General features: G+C 64.9%; 21 protein-coding genes. 9 read left to right on the top strand and 12 right to left on the bottom strand.

Annotation, left to right across the window (positions count from 1 at the left end; translation table 11 throughout):
- The first annotated feature begins 307 nt into the window (after positions 1-307).
- Complete coding sequence (locus ACFWU5_RS01645) at positions 308-3,706, top strand: pyruvate carboxylase (RefSeq protein WP_379265770.1); 3,399 nt, start codon at positions 308-310, stop codon at positions 3,704-3,706.
- Positions 3,703-4,278 carry a 16S rRNA (guanine(966)-N(2))-methyltransferase RsmD gene (gene rsmD, locus ACFWU5_RS01640; protein WP_379265769.1) on the top strand — a complete coding sequence of 192 codons (576 nt, stop codon included), beginning with the start codon at positions 3,703-3,705 and terminating at the stop codon, positions 4,276-4,278. The genes ACFWU5_RS01645 and rsmD overlap by 4 nt, the downstream gene beginning before the upstream one ends.
- 75 nt (positions 4,279-4,353) lie before the next feature.
- On the opposite strand, the gene ACFWU5_RS01635 is transcribed toward rsmD, so the two are convergent.
- The 6 genes from ACFWU5_RS01635 to ACFWU5_RS01610 form a co-directional block, all read right to left on the bottom strand.
- Positions 4,354-5,748 (bottom strand): RNA-guided endonuclease TnpB family protein, encoded by a 1,395-nt coding sequence (locus ACFWU5_RS01635; protein WP_379265768.1) that lies wholly within the window; start codon positions 5,746-5,748, stop codon positions 4,354-4,356.
- A gap of 48 nt (positions 5,749-5,796) precedes the next feature.
- A complete protein-coding gene (gene mutM, locus ACFWU5_RS01630; protein WP_379265767.1) occupies positions 5,797-6,657 on the bottom strand; it encodes a bifunctional DNA-formamidopyrimidine glycosylase/DNA-(apurinic or apyrimidinic site) lyase in 861 nt (286 codons plus the stop codon).
- A 3-nt stretch (positions 6,658-6,660) separates the two neighbouring features.
- On the bottom strand, positions 6,661-7,395 hold the full coding sequence (rnc, locus tag ACFWU5_RS01625) for a ribonuclease III (RefSeq protein WP_379240646.1): 735 nt from the start codon (positions 7,393-7,395) through the stop codon (positions 6,661-6,663).
- Positions 7,396-7,414: 19 nt separating this feature from the next.
- Positions 7,415-7,597 carry a 50S ribosomal protein L32 gene (gene rpmF, locus ACFWU5_RS01620; RefSeq protein ID WP_379240647.1) on the bottom strand — a complete coding sequence of 61 codons (183 nt, stop codon included), beginning with the start codon at positions 7,595-7,597 and terminating at the stop codon, positions 7,415-7,417.
- Between the two features lie 63 nt (positions 7,598-7,660).
- Complete coding sequence (locus ACFWU5_RS01615; RefSeq protein WP_379240648.1) at positions 7,661-8,281, bottom strand: YceD family protein; 621 nt, start codon at positions 8,279-8,281, stop codon at positions 7,661-7,663.
- A gap of 87 nt (positions 8,282-8,368) precedes the next feature.
- Positions 8,369-9,142: a DivIVA domain-containing protein gene (locus tag ACFWU5_RS01610; RefSeq protein WP_379240976.1), complete on the bottom strand. Its 774-nt coding sequence runs from the start codon at positions 9,140-9,142 to the stop codon at positions 8,369-8,371.
- Positions 9,143-9,395: 253 nt separating this feature from the next.
- Here ACFWU5_RS01610 and ACFWU5_RS01605 point away from each other — a divergent pair, with 253 nt between their 5' ends.
- From ACFWU5_RS01605 to ACFWU5_RS01585, 5 genes are all read left to right on the top strand, one after another.
- Positions 9,396-9,938, top strand: a complete 543-nt coding sequence (locus tag ACFWU5_RS01605; RefSeq protein WP_379240649.1) for a GtrA family protein — start codon at positions 9,396-9,398, stop codon at positions 9,936-9,938.
- Between the two features lie 146 nt (positions 9,939-10,084).
- Complete coding sequence (locus ACFWU5_RS01600) at positions 10,085-11,785, top strand: hypothetical protein (RefSeq protein WP_379240650.1); 1,701 nt, start codon at positions 10,085-10,087, stop codon at positions 11,783-11,785.
- Positions 11,782-12,567: an ESX secretion-associated protein EspG gene (locus ACFWU5_RS01595; protein WP_379240651.1), complete on the top strand. Its 786-nt coding sequence runs from the start codon at positions 11,782-11,784 to the stop codon at positions 12,565-12,567. The genes ACFWU5_RS01600 and ACFWU5_RS01595 overlap by 4 nt, the downstream gene beginning before the upstream one ends.
- On the top strand, positions 12,564-12,959 hold the full coding sequence (locus ACFWU5_RS01590) for a hypothetical protein (protein ID WP_379240652.1): 396 nt from the start codon (positions 12,564-12,566) through the stop codon (positions 12,957-12,959). The genes ACFWU5_RS01595 and ACFWU5_RS01590 overlap by 4 nt, the downstream gene beginning before the upstream one ends.
- Positions 12,956-13,567 (top strand): DUF3558 family protein, encoded by a 612-nt coding sequence (locus ACFWU5_RS01585; RefSeq protein ID WP_379240653.1) that lies wholly within the window; start codon positions 12,956-12,958, stop codon positions 13,565-13,567. The genes ACFWU5_RS01590 and ACFWU5_RS01585 overlap by 4 nt, the downstream gene beginning before the upstream one ends.
- Before the next feature lie 61 nt (positions 13,568-13,628).
- Here ACFWU5_RS01585 and ACFWU5_RS01580 read toward each other — a convergent pair whose 3' ends face one another.
- From ACFWU5_RS01580 to coaD, 5 genes are all read right to left on the bottom strand, one after another.
- Positions 13,629-13,955 carry a hypothetical protein gene (locus ACFWU5_RS01580; RefSeq protein WP_379240654.1) on the bottom strand — a complete coding sequence of 109 codons (327 nt, stop codon included), beginning with the start codon at positions 13,953-13,955 and terminating at the stop codon, positions 13,629-13,631.
- Between the two features lie 43 nt (positions 13,956-13,998).
- Complete coding sequence (locus tag ACFWU5_RS01575) at positions 13,999-14,826, bottom strand: hypothetical protein (protein ID WP_379240655.1); 828 nt, start codon at positions 14,824-14,826, stop codon at positions 13,999-14,001.
- 18 nt (positions 14,827-14,844) lie between these two features.
- A complete protein-coding gene (locus ACFWU5_RS01570; RefSeq protein ID WP_379240656.1) occupies positions 14,845-15,156 on the bottom strand; it encodes a hypothetical protein in 312 nt (103 codons plus the stop codon).
- A gap of 22 nt (positions 15,157-15,178) precedes the next feature.
- Entirely contained in the window at positions 15,179-15,862 is a 684-nt protein-coding gene (locus ACFWU5_RS01565) for a hypothetical protein (protein ID WP_379240658.1), read from the bottom strand.
- A 200-nt stretch (positions 15,863-16,062) separates the two neighbouring features.
- Positions 16,063-16,548, bottom strand: coding sequence for a pantetheine-phosphate adenylyltransferase (gene coaD / locus ACFWU5_RS01560; RefSeq protein WP_379240659.1), 486 nt, complete (start codon positions 16,546-16,548; stop codon positions 16,063-16,065).
- A 169-nt stretch (positions 16,549-16,717) separates the two neighbouring features.
- On the opposite strand from coaD, the gene ACFWU5_RS01555 reads away from it, so the two are divergent.
- Positions 16,718-17,299 carry a dihydrofolate reductase family protein gene (locus ACFWU5_RS01555; RefSeq protein ID WP_379240660.1) on the top strand — a complete coding sequence of 194 codons (582 nt, stop codon included), beginning with the start codon at positions 16,718-16,720 and terminating at the stop codon, positions 17,297-17,299.
- A 44-nt stretch (positions 17,300-17,343) separates the two neighbouring features.
- Here ACFWU5_RS01555 and ACFWU5_RS01550 read toward each other — a convergent pair whose 3' ends face one another.
- Positions 17,344-18,636, bottom strand: a complete 1,293-nt coding sequence (locus ACFWU5_RS01550; protein WP_379266196.1) for an RNA-guided endonuclease InsQ/TnpB family protein — start codon at positions 18,634-18,636, stop codon at positions 17,344-17,346.
- Between ACFWU5_RS01550 and tnpA the strand changes: the two genes are divergently transcribed.
- Positions 18,563-19,060 carry an IS200/IS605 family transposase gene (tnpA, locus tag ACFWU5_RS01545; protein ID WP_379240662.1) on the top strand — a complete coding sequence of 166 codons (498 nt, stop codon included), beginning with the start codon at positions 18,563-18,565 and terminating at the stop codon, positions 19,058-19,060. The genes ACFWU5_RS01550 and tnpA overlap by 74 nt on opposite strands.
- The last annotated feature ends 3 nt before the right edge of the window (positions 19,061-19,063 follow it).

Genomic DNA, 19,063 nt, shown 5'->3' with positions numbered 1-19,063 from the left:
GCGTACACCGAGGTAAATCCGCGTGCTCGTGCATCTTTCGCACGCCGCGCCCTAAAAAATACGCCTGTTCAGGCAGTTTCGGTAGGTGTAGCCGTGCGGTTGCGTGTGAAAACGCCATCGGGAGTTCGCCCGGCCGCCCGCGCTGTGTAGTACTGCCACCCGACCCGCGCACCGCGCACCGCCGCGGTGGGTGAGATGTGACGGTCGGATTACCGCGACTTCGCAGGTGGACGCCCTGCGGTGTGAACAATGCCGCGAACCCACCTTGCCTGTTCGGCCCGCGCTCACAGCCGGGTACCGTAGGCCAATGTTCTCGAAAGTCTTGGTCGCCAATCGCGGCGAGATCGCTATCCGTGCCTTCCGTGCGGCCTATGAACTAGGCATCGGAACGGTCGCGGTGTTCCCGTACGAAGATCGCAATTCCGTGCATCGCCTCAAGGCGGCCGAGTCCTATCAGATCGGCGAAGAGGGCCATCCGGTTCGCGCGTACCTGTCGATCGCCGCGATCATCGAGGCCGCCAAGAGCGCCGGTGCCGACGCGATCTACCCCGGCTACGGCTTCCTGTCGGAGAACCCCGACCTCGCCGCGGCCTGTGCCGCCGAGGGCATCACCTTCATCGGGCCCACGGCCGAGATCCTCGAGATGGCGGGCAACAAGGCCACCGCGATCGCCGCGGCCAAGGCGGCCGGGCTGCCGACGCTGAAGTCGAGCGAGCCGTCGGCCGATCTCGACGAATTGATCGCTGCCTCAGCCGAACTCGAATACCCGATCTTCGTCAAGGCCGTCGCCGGTGGTGGCGGTCGCGGCATGCGCCGGGTCGCCGCACCCGAGCAGCTGCGCGAGTCGATCGAAGCCGCCTCTCGCGAAGCGGAGTCGGCGTTCGGCGATCCGACCGTGTTCCTCGAGCAGGCCGTGGTCAACCCCCGCCACATCGAGGTCCAGATCCTGGCCGACCAGCACGGCAATGTCATGCACCTGTTCGAACGCGACTGCTCGCTGCAGCGTCGCCACCAGAAGGTGATCGAGCTCGCGCCCGCCCCGAACCTGTCGCCGGAGCTGCGCGAACGCATCTGCGCCGACGCGGTGGCCTTCGCCCGGCAGATCGGGTACATCAACGCCGGCACCGTGGAATTCCTGCTCGACGAGCGCGGCAACCACGTGTTCATCGAGATGAACCCGCGCATCCAGGTCGAGCACACGGTCACCGAGGAGATCACCGACGTCGACCTGGTGCAGTCGCAGCTGCGCATCGCGGCCGGTGAATCCCTCGCCGACCTGGGCCTGAGCCAGGAAACGGTGCAGATCCGCGGCGCCGCGCTGCAGTGCCGGATCACCACCGAGGACCCGGCCAACGGTTTCCGCCCCGACACCGGCCGCATCACCGCCTACCGCACCCCCGGCGGCGCGGGCATCCGGCTGGATGGCGGCGCGAACCTGGGCGCGGAGATCGGCGCCTACTTCGACTCGATGCTGGTCAAGCTCACCTGCCGTGGTCGCGACCTGCCCGCCGCCGCGGCCCGTGCCCAGCGCGCGCTGGCGGAGTTCCGCATTCGCGGCGTGACGACCAACATCCCGTTCCTGCTGTCGGTGCTCGACGACCCCGACTTCCAGGCGGGTCGCGTGACCACGTCGTTCATCGACGAGCGTCCCGAACTGCTGACCTCGCGCGCCTCGGCCGACCGTGGCACCAAGATCCTGACCTACCTGGCCGACGTCACCGTGAACAAGCCCAACGGTGACCGTCCGACCACGGTCTACCCGTACGACAAGCTGCCCGCCGTCGACCTGACGCTGCCGCCACCGGCCGGTTCGCGCCAGCGCCTGCTCACCCTCGGCCCGGACGGTTTCGCCAAAGCCCTGCGCGAGCAGAAGGCACTGGGCGTCACCGACACCACCTTCCGTGACGCGCACCAGTCGCTGCTGGCCACGCGCGTGCGCACCAACGGTCTGCTCGGGGTGGCCGGGCACGTCGCGCGCCTGACCCCCGAACTGCTCTCGATCGAAGCCTGGGGCGGCGCGACTTACGATGTGGCACTGCGCTTCCTGCACGAGGACCCGTGGGAACGCTTGGCCGCCTTGCGCGAAGCCGTGCCGAACATCTGTTTGCAGATGCTGCTGCGCGGTCGCAACACCGTGGGGTACACGCCCTACCCCGAACAGGTAACGCGCGCTTTCGTTTCCGAGGCCGCCACCACCGGTATCGACATCTTCCGCATCTTCGACGCGCTGAACAATGTCGACCAGATGCGTCCGGCCATCGACGCGGTCCGCGAAACCGGCACTGCGGTAGCCGAAGTCGCGCTCAGCTACACCGGCGACCTCATGGACCCGAACGAGTCCCTGTACACGCTGGACTACTACCTGAAGCTGGCCGAACAGATCGTCGACGCGGGTGCACACGTGCTGGCCATCAAGGACATGGCCGGTCTGCTGCGCGCCCCCGCCGCCGCGAAACTCGTTACGGCCCTTCGCAGTAACTTCGATCTGCCGGTGCACGTGCACACCCACGACACCCCCGGCGGTCAGCTGGCCACCTACCTGGCGGCCTGGCAAGCCGGTGCCGACGCGGTCGACGGTGCGTCTGCCGCGATGGCGGGCACCACGAGTCAGCCCGCACTGTCGGCGATCGTGGCCGCCACCGCGCACACCGACCGCGACACCGGCCTGAACCTGCAGAACGTGTGCGATCTCGAGCCGTACTGGGAAGCGCTGCGCAAGGTCTACGCACCGTTCGAATCGGGTCTGCCCGCGCCGACCGGGCGCGTGTACACCCACGAGATCCCCGGCGGTCAGCTGTCGAACCTGCGTCAGCAGGCGATCGCGCTGGGACTGGGCGACCGGTTCGAAGAGGTCGAAGCCAAGTACGCGGCCGCGGACCGGCTGCTGGGTCGCCTGATCAAGGTGACCCCGTCGTCGAAGGTCGTCGGCGATCTCGCGCTTGCCCTGGTGGGCACCGGCGTCGATATCGAGGACTTCGCCGCCGATCCGGGCCGCTACGACATCCCCGATTCGGTGATCGGCTTCCTGCGCGGCGAACTCGGCGAACCCGCGGGCGGCTGGCCCGAGCCGTTCCGTACCAAGGCACTGGCCGGACGCAACCAGCCCAAGCCCGAAACCCCGCTCACCGCAGCGGAACAGGCAGGTCTGGACGGCACCTCGGCGCAACGCCGCGAAACGCTGAACCGGCTGCTGTTCCCCGGCCCGACCGCGGAGTTCAACGCCCACCGCGAGAAGTACGGCGATACCACCGGCCTGTCGGAGAACCAGTTCTTCTACGGCCTGCGCCGCGGCGAAGAACACCGCGTGCAGTTGGAGAAGGGCGTCACCCTGCTCATCGGCCTCGAGGCGATCTCCGAGCCCGACGAGAAGGGCATGCGCACGGTCATGGCCATCATGAACGGGCAGCTGCGCCCGGTCGCGGTGCGTGATCGCTCGATCGCCTCCGAGGTGCCGGTCGCGGAGAAGGCCGACAAGAACAACCCCGGCCAGATCGCGGCACCGTTCGCCGGTGTGGTCACCCTGGCGGTGTCCGAAGGCGACGAGATCCACGCCGGTGACACCGTGGGCACCATCGAGGCGATGAAGATGGAAGCCGCCATCACCGCCCCGCGCGGTGGCGTGGTCGGCCGGATCGCGACCACCAAGGTCGCGCAGGTAGAGGGCGGCGACCTGTTGGTGGAACTGGTCGCCCGCGAGTCCGAATGACCCGCATCGTCGCGGGTGTAGCCGGTGGGCGGCGCTTGAAGGTGCCGCCCGCCGGAACCCGGCCTACTTCGGATCGCGTGCGCGAAGCGCTGTTCAGCGCGATCGATTCGCGCCTGGATCTGGACGGGACGCTGGTTCTCGACCTGTACGCGGGCTCGGGTGCGCTGGGCTTGGAAGCGCTGTCACGCGGGGCCGCACAGGCACTGCTGGTCGAATCCGACCGCAAGGCCGCCGACATCGTGCGCGCGAACATCGCCGAAATCGGTCTACCGGGCGCGGAATTGCGCCTGGGCAGCGTGGCGTCGGTGCTGAAGCAGACCGCACCCAAGGCCTACGACGTGGTGTTCTCGGACCCGCCGTACGACGTGAGCACCGACGACGTGATCGCCGACCTCACCGCACTGGCGAACAACGGGTGGCTCGCGTCCGACGCGCTGGTGGTAGTGGAACGGTCGAGCCGTTCACCCGAAATCGCCTGGCCCACAGGCTATCTGGCGTTGAAGACCCGCAAATACGGCGAGACGAGGGTCGAACTCGCCGAGTTCGGTGCTACAGCGTGTCCGGAAACCTAAAGGGTCCCGGACACTGCCCTTCTCGGGCGTCGTTGGTTCACGCCACAAGCGTGGCGTGAACCTCGGTTCCCGCGTCTACCAGGACGGTTTCACCGATACCCACAGGGGTTCGGTCAGCGCCTTCCCGTCGGCGGACATTGGTAACCCGGCCTCCTGCTTGGGGTCCGGGGATCGTGAAAAGTCTTGTTCGATGGTCGGCCACAGTGCGAGGTTGACCGCCGCGTTATGGTCGCGATCAGCGCGAAACCCGCACCCGCAGACGAACACTCGATCCGTCAACGCCAGCCTTTGGTTGAGTGAGCCGCAGGCCGAGCACCTTTTACTCGATGGAAACCAACGATCCGCGACGGTGACCGCGCCACCATGCCAGGCCTGCTTGTAGACCAACAGCCGCGCGAAATCCGCCCATCCGACATCGCTGATCGCACGTGCCAAACGTCGGTTGCCGAGCATTCCTGCCACGTGCAAGTCTTCGACAACCAGCCGGTCGTGGGTCTTGACCAGCTGGTTAGCGACCTGATGAGCGAAATGACGGCGAATATTAGCGACCCTGTGATGGTGGCGGGCCAACTGGGCGACCGCCTGCTGATGGTTGTGGGATCCTCTCTGTTTCCGAGACACCGACTTCGCGAGCCGTCGTTGCCGATCCAGCCCAGCGGCCAGTGGTTTAGGCGCGGTATTGATGCGGGCAACCTCAGTACCGTCGGCGTTCGCGGCGACAGCGAAGGCGGTCAACCCGCGGTCGATCCCGACCCAGCCACCGTCATCACCATGATTGCGGGGCCGGTGATGGTGGGATGTGTGGAGATCGGAAGCTTCGACGGTCAGACTGATCCACCAGCGTCGCACCCGATAGGCAACGGTGACGTAGAGGATCCTCGCCCTGCCCTTGGTGAGCATCCGCCGCAAACGGCGGGTGTCCTCGCGAACCCGGATCGCGCCGAACCCAGGCAACGTCACTGACCGAGCGCAGCCCTGGTCACCGACTCGGGTCGATGCTCGCCCCGTCTTGGCGGGTTTGTTGCGGATCCGGAACGCCGGGACGGTTTTAGCCTTCGCCTTGAACCGGGGAAACCCGACCGGTTTGCCCGCGTGTTTGCCGGTTCTGGAGTCAGAGAACGCGGCCAGCGCGCGACCACAGTCGACGGCGGCTTCCTCGAAAACTTGCTGAGACACCTGGCCACGCCATGCCAACCCGGTCACCTGGACTTCGGCGATTCCGGCCGCGTCGACAGTGAAGACCCGTCCTGCGGCTTCGGTCTTCTTCCAGGTGTTGAATGTTTTGATCAGGTCGAACCGGGTCCATGGGACCGGATGTGCTGGGCGGGTTTTGCGTTGAGCGAGAGCGGTTTTCACGAAGTCGAGGCTTTGGTTGAACGCGAAACGGGCCGCGCCTGCATGCCTTGAGAGCATGTCGGACTGCTCGACTGTGGGGTCGAGGCAGTACCGGAAAGTCGTGTGGCGGCTCATCATTGACGAGTGTGACACACGCCACCGACACTCCTTCGCCTGCCCGGTTCAGCGGCGGCGCGGCTTCCGCTGACACTTCGGACAGGAAAACGACGACCGATTCATGAACTGTTCCCGAACCAATGCCGTACCGCACCGATCGCACGGTTCGTCCTCGCGCCCGTAAGCGGCCAGCGACCGGGAGAAATAACCGGATTCGCCGTTCACATTCACATACAGGGCATCGAAGGACGTGCCACCGACGGCCAGTGCCTCGGTCATCACCGCGGTGACCCCGTCGAGCAGGTTCCGCACAACCGGCCGGGTGAGTTCGGCGGCGATTCGGGTGCCGTGGAGTCCGGCGCGCCACAGCGCTTCGTCGGCGTAGATATTGCCGATGCCCGAGATCACCGTCTGGTCCAGCAGGACGCGTTTGATCTCGGTGTTCTTGGCGCGAATGGCCGCGACCACGGCTTCGCGGTCGAACAGCGGGTCCAGCGGATCGCGTGCGATATGGGCGACAGAATCGGGCACCACGGTCCCGTCGACCTCGACGAGTCCACCCAGCGCCCAGCCGCCGAAGGTGCGCTGATCCACGAATCGCAACTCGGCACCGTCACCGAGCACGGCCCGGATGTGCGCGTGTTTTTCGACGGGTGCGGCAGCGGGTTGCACGAGCATCTGCCCGCTCATGCCCAGATGCACGACCAACGCCAGATCGGGTTCGTCGAAGGTGAGCCAGAGATATTTTCCGCGACGCTGGGCGGAGTCGATCCGCAACCCGGTCAGTCGTGCCGCCAAATCAGCACCACCCGCGGCGTGCCTGCGCACAGCTCGCGGGTGGGTGACTTCGACGGAGTCGATGGCGCGACCAACAGCGTGATCGGCCAAACCGCGCCGAACCACCTCTACTTCGGGCAGTTCAGGCACGGATCAAGCTTCGGGAGTAGCAATTTCGTCGGTCAGCGCCTTGTAGGCCGCACCGGCTGCCTTCTGCTCGGCTTCCTTCTTGGAGCGGCCGACACCGGTTCCGTACGGACGACCGGCGATCATCGCGGTGGCGGTGAACTCCTTGTTGTGGTCCGGACCGGTCGAGGTGATCTCGTAGGCGGGCACGCCCAGACCGCGTTCGGCGGTGAGCTCCTGCAGGCTGGTCTTCCAGTCCAGGCCCGCGCCCATGCGCGGACCACGGTCCAGCAGATCGGCGAACAGGCGAAGCACTACCTCGCGCGCGGTTTCGATGCCGTGCTCGAGGTGCACCGCACCGAGCAGCGACTCCATGCCGTCGGCGAGAATGCTGGGCTTGTCACGGCCGCCGGTGAGCTCTTCGCCCTTACCGAGCAGCAGGTACTGGCCCAGGCCGCCGTCGCCGAGTTCACGCGCGACCTCGGCCAGTGCGTGCATGTTCACCACACTGGCGCGCAGCTTCGCGAGCTCACCCTCGGACTTCTCGGGGTGCTCGGTATACAGGCGCTCGGTGATGCTGAGGCCGAGTACCGAGTCGCCGAGGAATTCCAGGCGCTCGTTGGTCGGCAGACCGCCGTTCTCGTACGCGTACGACCGGTGCGTCAGCGCTAGGCGCAGAAGCTCCGGTCGTACGTCGACACCGAGGGCGGTGAGCAGGCTGGCGTGATCCGCCGCGCCCACTGGTTCTTTGCTTGCTGTCACGTTGCTAATGATCTGGCGATCAGACAGCAGAGATGACCTGGCGGCCCTTGTAGGTACCGCAAGACGGGCAAGCGATGTGCGGGAGGGTCTTCTCACCACACGCGCGGTTCGGGCAGGTGACCAGGGTCGGCGCAACGGCCTTCCACTGGCTGCGCCGCGACCGGGTGTTGGAACGGGACATCCGGCGCTTGGGAACAGCCACGGTACTTCTCCTCTTGGTTTTCGCTGATCACGCAGGCAGGTGCTGCCGCGTGAGCGGATCGGTTTAAGGGGTGGAACCCTCAGCGGGGTCGCCGGTGCCGGGCTCGTCAGTGGCGAACTTCGCCAACTTCGCCCAGCGAGGGTCCAGTATCTCATGCCCATGGTCGGGATCCGCAATCGCCATCCGCACACCGCACTCGGGGCACAGGCCCGCACAGTCCGGGGAGCACAGCGGCTGCAGCGGAAGCTCCAGCCCGATGGCGTCGAAGATCACCGGCTCGAGATCGACGAGATCGTCCACCATGCGGTAGACCTCGGCGTCCTCGGTCGTCTTCTCGGTGTTGCTGTCCGGATACGCGAACAGCTCGGTCAGACGAATCCGCACCTGGTCGTCGAACGGTTCGAGGCAGCGCGAGCACTCCCCGACCGTCGGCCCGGACGCCGTGCCGGTGACCAGCACACCTTCCGAGACCGCCTGCAGTTGCAGATCGAGTTCCACCTCGGCGTCAGCCGGGATGGCGATCAGGTCGAGACCCAGCCGCTCGTGGTCGGTGACCGTGCGATGCAGCTCCCGCATGGTCCCGGCGCGACGGCCGAGATTGCGGACATCCAGCACAAAACCGGCCTCCGACACAGGACCATTGGTCTTGCGTGGACGCGCGGGCGAACCGGAACCGGCGGACATCACTGACTCACTTACCGTCGAGGGGACAAGGGGCAACCACTCCACAGTACGGCAGGACCCTGCCGGAACTCAAAACGCGCGTGCTGGTCAGCGGCGGTGGTCGGCAGCGTATTCGGGGTATTCCGCGCCCGGTGCGCCGCGCATGTGCTGGCGACCGCGGCTGATCGAGCGCCGGGTGGTGTTGAGCGTCTCCTCCATCGATGCCAGCTTGTTGCCGAAATCGGCCATCTGCTCGTCGATGTAGTCGTCGCATTCGGTGCGCACCCGGTCGGACTCGGCCTGCGCCTCGTCGATCAGGCGGGCGGATTCGGCGTGCGCGACCCGCACCACTTCGGTCTGCGCGACCAGGCGCGCCTGTTCGGCCTTGCCGTCGGCGACCGAGCGTTCGTAGGAGGCCTTGCCCGCTTCGATGGCCCGGTCGGCGTCGATCTGGGCGCGACCGGTGAGTTCGTCGTATTCGGCGTTGCCGTCGGCGATCACGCGGTCGGCCTCGGCCTGCGCGGCGGACACCAGGCGGTCGGCGTGCGCGGTGGCCTCGGCGACCATGCGGTCGGCGTGGGCCTTGGCGTCGGCGAGGATGCGGTCGGCCTCCGCGCGCGAGGAGTCGATGGTGGTGCGCGCCTGCTCGTTGGCGGTGGTGACCGTGGTTTCGGCGCCGGTGCGGGCGTCGCCGACGATCTTGTCGCGGTGGTCGAGGACGTCTTGCGCGTCGTCGAGTTCGCCGGGCAGGGCGTCGCGGACGTCGTCGAGCAGCTCCAGCACGTCACCGCGCGGCACGATGCAGCTGCGGGTCGGCGGGATGCCACGCGCCTCTTCGACGATGGCGACCAGTTCGTCGAGTGCTTCGAATACGCGATACATGCTCACTACCCTCCTGCTCACTCACGGCGAAACCCACTACCGCCGACGCCCAGTGTGCCCCGTGTCGAGCGCCACTGCCCAATGTCGGCGCGGTGTGTCGCGACAGTGTCCAAGATCGCACACATATCAAGTGGAGTGAACCCCTCCACTTCGGCTACCATCGGTAAGCACGACAACGCCGTCCGCCGGGAAGCACCGCACACCCTTTGCTGTTGTAACTCTCGACGTCTGTTCATGGGATCGGAGTCGAAACATGACCCTCCTGGAGAGTCCTAGGAGTCCGGTGTCGCACGTGGCGGGCATGTTCACTCCCTGGACCGGCCCGTTCCCCGTGGTGGCACCGAGTGAAGTCACACCCGCGCTGCGCCCGCAGTTCACGGGCGCGTTGACGTACCTGCGCGGCGATCGCGCATTACCCCAACTTTTCCGATTCGCGCTGGTCGGCGGATCGAGCAATATCGCCTACGTGCTGCTGTTCTTCACGATGTACGGCGTCGGCCCACTGGTCGCCAATGTGGCCGGCTCGGTGGTCAGCACGGTGATCGCCAACGAGTTCCACCGCCAGCTCACGTTCCACGCCACCGACCGAGTCACCTGGTTCACCGCACAGTGGGAGGGTGGCGGGATCGCGCTGATCGGGCTCGCGATCACCACCGCGTGTCTGGCCGGATTGGACTTCTGGGCGCCCGGTTTGGGCGACGGGGTCCAAGCGCTCCTAGTTCTCGGCATCACCGCCGCTGTTGGCTTGATGCGCTTCCTCGCCCTCCGAGGACTCTTTCGCCTGCCCGTGGCTTAGCCGCCATGGCCGGAGGCGTCATTAGTGAGCGCAAACTGTGCGGTCCGATTTGCTCGAACCGGCCTGCGCACCGTCGACCGCGCCGTCTAGACATGCACTAAGCTGGCCGACAATCAGCGGTTGACTAAAGCAGTGGGGGAAGACTGATGGGCGGGGATTCCAGCGGGATCGGCGGTGTTCTGCCGATCATTCTCGATATCGGGCCAGTGCCGACCGACGCGGGGCAGCAGATTGTCGAGCAGCTCGGAGCGACCCAGCAACGAGTAAAGGCTGCCACCGAAGCCCTCGTGGGCAAGGGTGCGGGCACGGATTCGGATTACGCGGTCACCGACGAACGATTTGAAGGTATGCCTGCTCAACAGCTCTACAACTCGGTGCATGGGCCGGGTGGCATGGAAGTCGCCGGCCTGGAAACCATTCGTGGAGTGTGGAATTCGGCGACATCGGACCTCGGGACAGTGTCGATCGGAATGCAAACTCGCGTATTGGCATTGCTGAACGACGGCGCACTCACCGGACAAGCGGGAGACGCAGCGGCGGCGGCAGCGACTCGGCTCGGGCAGGTCGCCAACCAAATCTCGCAGGTGTTCTCGGCAGTCACCGGTCGCGCCGAACAGCTCTATTACACGGCCGAAGCCGTGCGCACCGCCGTGCAGCAGCTTCCGACGCCGATGCTCACCGTCGACCCGAACAACCCCGCACAGTCCCTCATCCCTGGCATACCCAATCCAGCGACCGTCACCACGGACCGGGAAGCCGAAAAACAAGTCAAAGCCGCGAATGTGGCCGCGATGAACTCGATCTACAAGCCCGGATATCCGCCTGCGGGATCGGGCGTTCCCGCGTATAGCTTCGTTCCTGCTGCATTGACAGGAGACGGTGGCGCGCAAGGCAATTCGAGCGGTCCGGGCAGTGCCGGCGCTCCTGGTGGCACTGGTGGTACTGATGGCTCGTGGAACAACTCGCCCGAAAATGGGTCACCCGCGACGCCGGGTGGCGAGGACGGCACGCCCACCGACACGGGCGAGCAGGCAGATGCAGGCGATTCGTCCAGTGCCGTTTCAGGTCAGTCCAGCGCGGGATCTGATGGCGCCACTTCGGAGGAGCCAGCGCAGACCGCACCAGCGGGCACCGCACCGGCGACACTTTCGCCGAGTTCGGCACCCCAGGGCAGTCCAGGGGCAACATCGCTCGGCAGTGGATCTGCAGGTATGGGCTCTGGAGTTGGTGGGTCGCTGGGTGTCGGTGCGCCGGCTGCTCCAGTGCCTGGCCAACCCGCACCTGGCAATGTGGCGTCGACCGCCGCTGCTGGCGGCGGCTCGGCCGCACGCCCGGCTGGTTCGCCGATGATGGGGCCGATGGGGGGCGCCGGAGCGGGCCAACGACGCGGCGAACCCGACGAAGAACATACCTCGCCGGGGTATCTCCGCGGAGTTAAGCCTGACTGGCTCGAAGGAATCACCGCCTACGATTCAGTCCTCGGTGGCGAAACTATTGCTGCCGAAGCGAATTCAGCTCAGGGGTATACTTCAGAGCCCGCGCCGACGGCAGCAGTATCGATGCCGGTCTCGCACCAACCAGTCTCGGTCTCGCCTGAACCGGCACCGAATAACCCTGCACCGACACTGGTTGGCAACGTCGAGCGCCCGGCGCGGGATCGCGAAGACACTCCGGCATCCCCGTCAACGACTACGGAGACCTCGCAGGGAACCGGGTCCACCGCCACAGTTGAGCCCGCGATGTCCGCGGAGGTCGCGGCACTGCTGAGCCAATATGACTGGGGCCCAACCGAAACCGATACCGGCACCGCCGCTGGTGTCGCTGAGCCCGAGCCTGGTACGCGGTGACTGCACGCACATCTTTGGACCTCTCCGCGGATGAATTCGCCTGGTTGTGGCGCACCGTCGCAGACGGTGACGAGTTCGGATTCCCTGACCCGTTACGAATCCAGGAGACCGCGACGACCGTCGCGGAATACACCCTGCAAACGCGGGCATTCGGTCAACGTTTCGCCACCCCTGCCATCGCAGCATTGCGACCCGTCTTCGAAACACTCGCACGCCCGACCAGTCGGATTCGCTGCTTCGGCACTACATCCAACGGCTACGAGATCAGGACCCATGCCGCCATCGACGAGCGGGTGGCGGTCATCCTGCACCAACAGCCAGGACCCCGTGAGCACAGCGGACCCATCCGCCTCGTCTTGGCCGACCCGTTCGCTGCTGCCGCGCACGTAGTGGCGACCATGCCATCCGCCGAACCTGGCGGCGCCGGGTCGATGCTGGGCTACACGCCGCGAGTTCGTGGCGATGAGCCACCCACCAGCTGGGGCCGGACCGGCGACGGGCGCCTCCCGGTGGACGAAAGAATTCGCAAACTCGCCCGGATACCCCGCAGCGCCGAAGGCCAACTCATCATCGAGCGGGACTTGACCAGCAACCGACCGTGGCCGCCCCACTACCTGTCCTGGATCGATATCCCATCCGGGCAGTTCGCGTCCGGGCGCTACCTGGTCGAGGTGCGCAACCACGAAACCATCGTCACCGCGGCATCGACTGCCCGGATCGCCCAGGAACTCCGCCGACATGCTGGTTTGCGATCCGACAATCAGCGAAGGAGTGTGTCATGAGTGGGCAGCTACCGAAGATCGATTACGGGCAGGCACAGATCGGTGCGTTTCGGGAAGTCGCCGCGAGCGGCACATTCGAGTACAACGAGCACGGGGTGCGCGCGATCGTTGAATGGTATGGATTGATGATTGACGAGATCGTCGCGATACGGGATTCGTTGGATGAGGCTGAGGCAGCAGGAAGTTTCGGCGGGTTCGACTCAGCCAAAGAGCTGCGCGCGGGGTTCATCTGGAAGGCCACCGAAGGCAAGCATGTGCTGAACCAGCTCATCGACGGCATCTACGAGATCCAGACAGGATTTCTGACCGCCGGCAAAATGACCACCGAAGCCGACGACCTGAACAAGCGACGACTACAACACCAGGCTGGCATGTTGGGCGGCCAATCATGAGCCTACGCAAGCTGATTGGTGCTGGCGGAGCCTGTTGTGCAGCAGTCGTTCTCGCCGCCTGCGGAACCGGCGACTCGCAGCCATCTGGCCCGTCCGGGACTCCCTCGACAGCTGCGGTTTCGATGCGAGTGACAGTGGAGCCCGCGCCACATCAGCCAGCCCGTGCCGGGATTACCGTCGAGCACGACCCGTGTTTCTCCGTCCCGGATTCAGTGCCGGAAGGTCTCGGCTTCGCGCCACTGAGTCGCGAACGGAACGACTACGTCTTCGACGACTACGCCTTTATTGGTTGTGAATTCGAGCGACTCGAGAAGTCTCGATTCAGCGATCAGATGCGGCGAGTGGGAAGCATGACCGTATGGTCGTCAGGCATCACTCTCGATGAAGTTCGGGCGAAGAGATTTGAGGGTTCCCAGGACACCACCGTTCGTAGTCGTCCGGCCGTTTCGTACACCTCGAAGTCCGCCAGTGCGTGCTACATCGCCATGGACGGCCCGGACGGTGTGATCCAAATCCGCATATCCAACTCGCCGGAAACCGATTGGCGCGCCTGCGACCACATTCGAGAGGCCGCCGAAGCGGTCGAAGCAACACTGCCGGACAAGTAGACGTGCAGAGGACAGTGGCGGACAGTCTGAAAGTCGGCGGGAGGTTTCTACGCGTTTCGGGCTACTTTCGCCGAAGCAAGATGGAGGCCTGCAGGAAGAGTCCGATCAGGATCATCGGGTAGAACAGCAGGAACGCCCCGCTGTCGTCGTCATCGACGAACCGCATGATCATCACCAGGGATATGGCTCCGAAGCAGCTCGAAATCGCAACTTGCAGAGCCGTTCTCGCCCACCCCCGCGGATACCCTCGCCATCCGGCGATCATGCCGATCACCTGGACGATCAGGGTGCAGCCGAAGATGGTGGCGTCGAGCGGGGGGATGTTGACGATGCCAGCGATGCCTCCGATCGACAGGAAAGCCGACACAGCGGCGAACGTCAGGGGCACCAGTCGGTCCCGTTGATGGGACCGGCTGACGTTGGCGCCCGGTCTATCCACCGGCGATCCTCCACTTCAATTGGTTGCCGTTGACGCTGGCATCGGCGAAGGTAGGCGCCTGGGAGTCGGGCCAATGCCGCTTGCCATCCGATCCCACTGGGAAGCCATCGTTGTCGTTGACGGCAGCTTCCAGCGATGAGATCGACTTCGCCTGCTGTGCGGTGATGACGCCGATCGCCACGCAGGCTGCTGTGATCTGGGCCGTCGTGATCCCGGCGGTTGCGAGGAATCCGACCAACCCTGCGGAAGCACCGACGCCAGTTGCCAGCGCGGCGATTTCGGCGCCCAGCTGCACCACGAACGAGGTCGTGATCTGCGCCATTGCGATGTAGAAGGCCAGTCCCGCGGCTGCGGTTTCCAGCATCACATCGCGGGCCTTCTCAGAGAGTTCGGCGACCTTGCCCGCTGCGGCGCCCTGGGAGGTGGCCGTCCTCATGTAGGACACCTGTGCGTCGCCCTTCCAGCTGCGGATGGCGGGCAAATTGTTCGGGTCGACGTCGGTCTTGATCCCGGCAGCTTTGCCCTTCGCCATACCCCAGCCGATTCCGCGCTCGAACATGAAGATCGGTGCCAACGCACCCTTCAGGATCTCCAGCAGCTTGTTCCAGATAGCCTTGCAGACCTCGATCATCCGCTCCGCAACGTCGATGACGATCTGCCGGGCCGGGTAACCGATGAAGTCGAGAATCCCCCCGTCGAGAGCAGACAGCCCCCGGTCCCTCGCGTTTGGGATAAGGGTATCGATAGCGTCCTTGATGTTCTTGGCCAGCTTCTCCAGCTGATCGACGGTCGATTTGAACAGGCCAGTGTCAAACTCCACGAGATCCCCCGTTGTTCGTTACCAAAGATTTGCCAATGCGTGCTTTCCGGCCAGGTCTTCGGCCTCGTATGTGTCGGCGCACACCAGTAGCGTCGAACCGACCTCATCGAACTCGCCGGAAGCTTCTCGGCACCGCGCCGCAAGCTTCTCGACCAATTTCTCGTGCGCGCTCACCGGCCCCTGAAACAGTCCCGCCTCGATCCGGCCGAAGTTCAGTTCGCTGATCGAGGTATTGAGACCGTTCATCTCTGTTGCTGATGTATTCCAGATCGTTGCGTCCTGCCGGAGGGCACCCAGGGCAACCTCGAGCTGCTTCGATGTGGGAGCCAAAGCGTTCCACCTTCCCTTTCGATCAGCGCTGAATCAGACTGGTGAGCTGCCGCAGCGCATCGTCGGCCAGCTTGAAACCCGCGAGCGTACGGGTTGGATTTCGCTGCATTTCGTCCCATGCGATGTTGTACGACTCCATGACCGCCCAGCTGATCGAGTCGGCGCCGACGCGGCGAGCCCATGTGTTGTCGAGCACGCAGCCGACGATTCGCCGGGAGTTCAGCGTCACTGCGACCGGGTACTCGCCATCGACCTCCGCCTCGGCGGAAAACGTTTCCGGCGTCGCTGGTTGCTCAGTGAGCATCTGGTCAACCATCACATCTGGTGGGAACTGCGGAGGGCCGTATGGCAACTTGGGGATGGGCATCGGTGCCAGCGTCGAGGGATCGACGGACTCCAGCTTCTCGATCAACCCACTCTCGACGGCCCTAGCCGTCATCCCCTTGACACTGACCAGCAAACAAGCTTGCGACGCCTCGACGATGGCTTGACCGAGCTGTTCGGACTCGAGCCGGGATTGCCAGTCCGACGAGATTCTCAAGTCGATCACCCTGCCCGAGCGGTTCGCCCGAATGGTGATCATCTTCGTGCGATCAAGGCCCGTGGTGGTGTCCGGGGTGCAGTGCAGAACTTGGTTTGCAACCTCCGCCAGTTTCCGGATGTAGGCGCCGTCCCTGCAGCCTGCGGCAATCAAATCGTCCAGCACTAACGTCCCCCTGGTTGTTTGTCGCTCGTGCGACATTGTGACTGCCGATCAGTCACCAGCGCAAGCGGGGCGGACGCCTGCAGCGGCGACTCGCACTCGTCTGCGTCGAAGGAATGGACTGGCTGATTCCGGGCTCGACCAGCGATCCACGCACAATCTTTCACCGTGATCGCTGGACTGTCACCAATAAGGAAGCTCGACTAACCTTTTCGTTCCGCGAGGCGGTCCAGCAGGCGTTTGTGGACTGCGGGTGGGAGCATGTCGCTCACGTCACCGCCCAGGGCCGCTACTTCCTTGACCAGCGAACTGGACAGAAAACTCAACGACGGGTTGGTGGCGATGAAGAAGGTGTCGACGCCGGCCAGTTTGTGGTTCATCTGGGCCATCTGCAGTTCGTAGCCGAAGTCGCCGGCGTCGCGCAGTCCCTTGACGATCGCGCTGACGCCTTCCTGCTTGGCGAAATCGACCGTGAGGCCCTGCCACGACGCCACCCGCACGTTCGGCAGGTGTGCCACGGCTTCACGCAGCAGTTCCATGCGCTCTTCGACGGTGAACATGCCCTGTTTCTTGGGGTTCACGTTCACGGTGATGATCACCGCGTCGAACTGCGCGGCGGCGCGGACGAAGACGTCGAGGTGACCGTTGGTGACCGGGTCGAAGGAACCGGGGCACAGTGCTGCAGCCATGCCTCAGAGACTATCTGAGACCTGAGACGGCACGTGTCAGGCATGACTTCTCACGATCCCTGGCTCCTGGAGAAGGGCGGTGTCCGAATGCCGACAACAGGGTCTCGGACACGCGGTAACGTTTCTCCCGACAGGTCGTGACAGGCCGGGTCCGTGCAGGGAGGACGTTATGCGCAAGCTGACCTATTTCGTGGCATCGACGATCGACGGGTTCATCGCCGCCGAGGACGGGACACTGGATTTCTTCCCCGTCGGCGGTGATCACGGGCCCGCGATCATCTCGCAGTACCCCGAAACGCTGCCGACCAAGGTGCGCGAGGCGCGCGGGATCGCGGCGGGCAACATCTACTTCGACACCGTGATCATGGGGCGCAAAACCCACGACTTCGGGGTGCGGACGGGCACCGCGAGCCCGTATGAGCACCTGCGGCAGTACGTGGTGTCCACGACGCTGCCCGAACCGCCCGCGCCCGGGGTGGAACTGATCGCCGATGATCCGATCACTGCAGTGCGCGCGCTCAAACGCGAAGAGGGGCTTGGCATCTGGCTCTGTGGTGGCGGTGAACTGGCGCAGGCATTGCTGCCCGAGATCGACCAGGTTTTCCTGAAACTGCACCCGGTGGTGCTCGGCACCGGCAAACCGCTGTTCGGTGCTGGCGCGAAACTGCCCGCGCCCGAACGGTTCCGGGTGATCACCAGCCGGGTATACGCCGACGGTGTCGCATTCCTCAAGTACGGCCGGATCAATTGACGTCCTCCCCGCCGTAAGACGGCGGGGATCCCGGTCAACGTCGCTCACGCGGCGTTCCCGGCGGGTTCCTGCTTCATCGACAACTGCTCCGGCAAGCCGAAGTCTGACATCGTCTCCACAGGCGTTGGGCTGTCGGCCCGTCCGGCCGCCAGGATGTTCCGAGCCGCGTTCACGTCCCGGTCGTGGGCCGCGCCGCACATGCACGTCCATGACCGCACGCTGAGTGGCTTCTTCTCGCCGATCACCCCGCACTCCGAACACATCCGGGTAGAGGGGAACCAGCGGTTCACCTTCCCGAACGTGCGACCGTGCAGTTTCGCCTTGTACTCCAGCATCATCGCGAACTTGGCCCAGCCCGCATCGAGCACCGACCGCGCCAACCTGGTGCGGGCCAGGCTGGACACAGCAAGGTCTTCCACGTACACCGCTTGGTTCTCGCGGATGATCGTGGTGGACAGTTTGTGCAGCCAGTCCCGCCGGGTGTCCCCGACACGGGCGTGCGCCTTGGCGACCTTGCGGACCGACTTCGCCCGGTTGGCCGATCCCTTCTGACGGCGCGCCAGCTCCTTCTGTGCCGTCCGCAGTTTCGCCGCCGCCTTGCGTCCGAGTCGGGGTGCTGGGATCTTCGTCCCGTCCGACAGGACCGCGAAGTCCGTCAACCCCAAATCGATCCCCACCTGAGATTCGGTCGTCGGCAACTCACGCTCGCCGACTTTCACGACGAACGAGGCGTGATACCGCCCGGCCGCATCCAGGATCACCGTGACACTCGACGGTGTCGACGGCAGCACGCGGGACCAACGCACCGGCACTTCGCCGATCTTCGGCAGTCGCAGGCAGCCATTGTCCAGCACCCGAAAATGGGCGTTCGCGGTGAACCGGATCGACTGCTTGGAGTTCCGGCGCGACCGGAACCGGGGCGCACCGACCTTGCGGCCCTTTCGCTTGCCAGACAACGAGTCGAAGAAATTGCGGGAAGCTCGGTTCGCGTCCGCCAACGCTTGTTGCAGCACGGGCGCGGACACCTCGTTCAGCCACTCGCGTTCAGGGATCTTCTTCGCCTCGGTAAGCGCCTTCGACAATGCTGCGTCGGTCGGGACCTTCTCTCCGGCCAGATATGCGGTCCGGCGCGTGGCGATGGCGTCGTTGAACACGACCCGTGCACACCCGAACGCCCGAGACAGTGCGATCCGCTGGCCCGGTGTCGGGTCCAAGCGAAACGAGTACCGGAGCTGCACAACCGGCAGTGTATCATATTGGCCTATGAGTGAGTACAGTGACATCCGTACAGGTAGACACTGCACGTTTCTGCTCCACGCGCACTTGGTCTTCGTCACCAAATATCGGCACCGTGTCTTCGCTGACCGACACCTGGAACGGATGGAAGAGATCATGTGGGCGGTATGCGACGACTTCGAAGTGCGACTCGTCGAGTTCAACGGGGAGGCCAATCACGTACACCTACTTGTCGACTTCCCACCGAAGGTGGCGTTGTCTCGACTCGTGAACAGCCTCAAAGGTGTTACGTCGCGACGTCTGCGGCAGGAGTTCCCCGATCTCGATCCCCACTACTGGCGCGCCAACCGCTTGTGGTCCGCCTCCTACTTCGCGGGCTCGGTCGGTGGTGCGCCACTGTCGATCGTCGGCCAGTACATCGAACAGCAGGACTGTCCGCCTAGGCCGCGCTCGGGGTTTGGCGGCCCTCCTTCGTCCACTTTCACCACCGCCCTGGAGGGCGGCGCACTGAGGGAAACCTGGTAGCCG

Origin of the sequence: Nocardia sp. NPDC058640 (assembly GCF_042716995.1) — a bacterium.
In the GTDB taxonomy this organism is placed as follows: domain Bacteria; phylum Actinomycetota; class Actinomycetes; order Mycobacteriales; family Mycobacteriaceae; genus Nocardia.
Note: the sequence above shows the minus strand (reverse complement) of the source record. Positions and strands in the feature narration are given on the sequence as shown.

Coding starts and splice junctions, on each gene's coding strand:
- ACFWU5_RS01605 (WP_379240649.1), top strand. CDS start 9,396: ATGACCCTCCTGGAGAGTCCTAGGAGTCCGGTGTCGCACGTGGCGGGC.
- rsmD (WP_379265769.1), top strand. CDS start 3,703: ATGACCCGCATCGTCGCGGGTGTAGCCGGTGGGCGGCGCTTGAAGGTG.
- ACFWU5_RS01645 (WP_379265770.1), top strand. CDS start 308: ATGTTCTCGAAAGTCTTGGTCGCCAATCGCGGCGAGATCGCTATCCGT.
- tnpA (WP_379240662.1), top strand. CDS start 18,563: ATGAGTGAGTACAGTGACATCCGTACAGGTAGACACTGCACGTTTCTG.
- ACFWU5_RS01635 (WP_379265768.1), bottom strand. CDS start 5,748: ATGAGCCGCCACACGACTTTCCGGTACTGCCTCGACCCCACAGTCGAG.
- ACFWU5_RS01585 (WP_379240653.1), top strand. CDS start 12,956: ATGAGCCTACGCAAGCTGATTGGTGCTGGCGGAGCCTGTTGTGCAGCA.
- ACFWU5_RS01555 (WP_379240660.1), top strand. CDS start 16,718: ATGCGCAAGCTGACCTATTTCGTGGCATCGACGATCGACGGGTTCATC.
- ACFWU5_RS01610 (WP_379240976.1), bottom strand. CDS start 9,142: ATGTATCGCGTATTCGAAGCACTCGACGAACTGGTCGCCATCGTCGAA.
- ACFWU5_RS01590 (WP_379240652.1), top strand. CDS start 12,564: ATGAGTGGGCAGCTACCGAAGATCGATTACGGGCAGGCACAGATCGGT.
- ACFWU5_RS01600 (WP_379240650.1), top strand. CDS start 10,085: ATGGGCGGGGATTCCAGCGGGATCGGCGGTGTTCTGCCGATCATTCTC.
- coaD (WP_379240659.1), bottom strand. CDS start 16,548: ATGGCTGCAGCACTGTGCCCCGGTTCCTTCGACCCGGTCACCAACGGT.
- ACFWU5_RS01615 (WP_379240648.1), bottom strand. CDS start 8,281: ATGTCCGCCGGTTCCGGTTCGCCCGCGCGTCCACGCAAGACCAATGGT.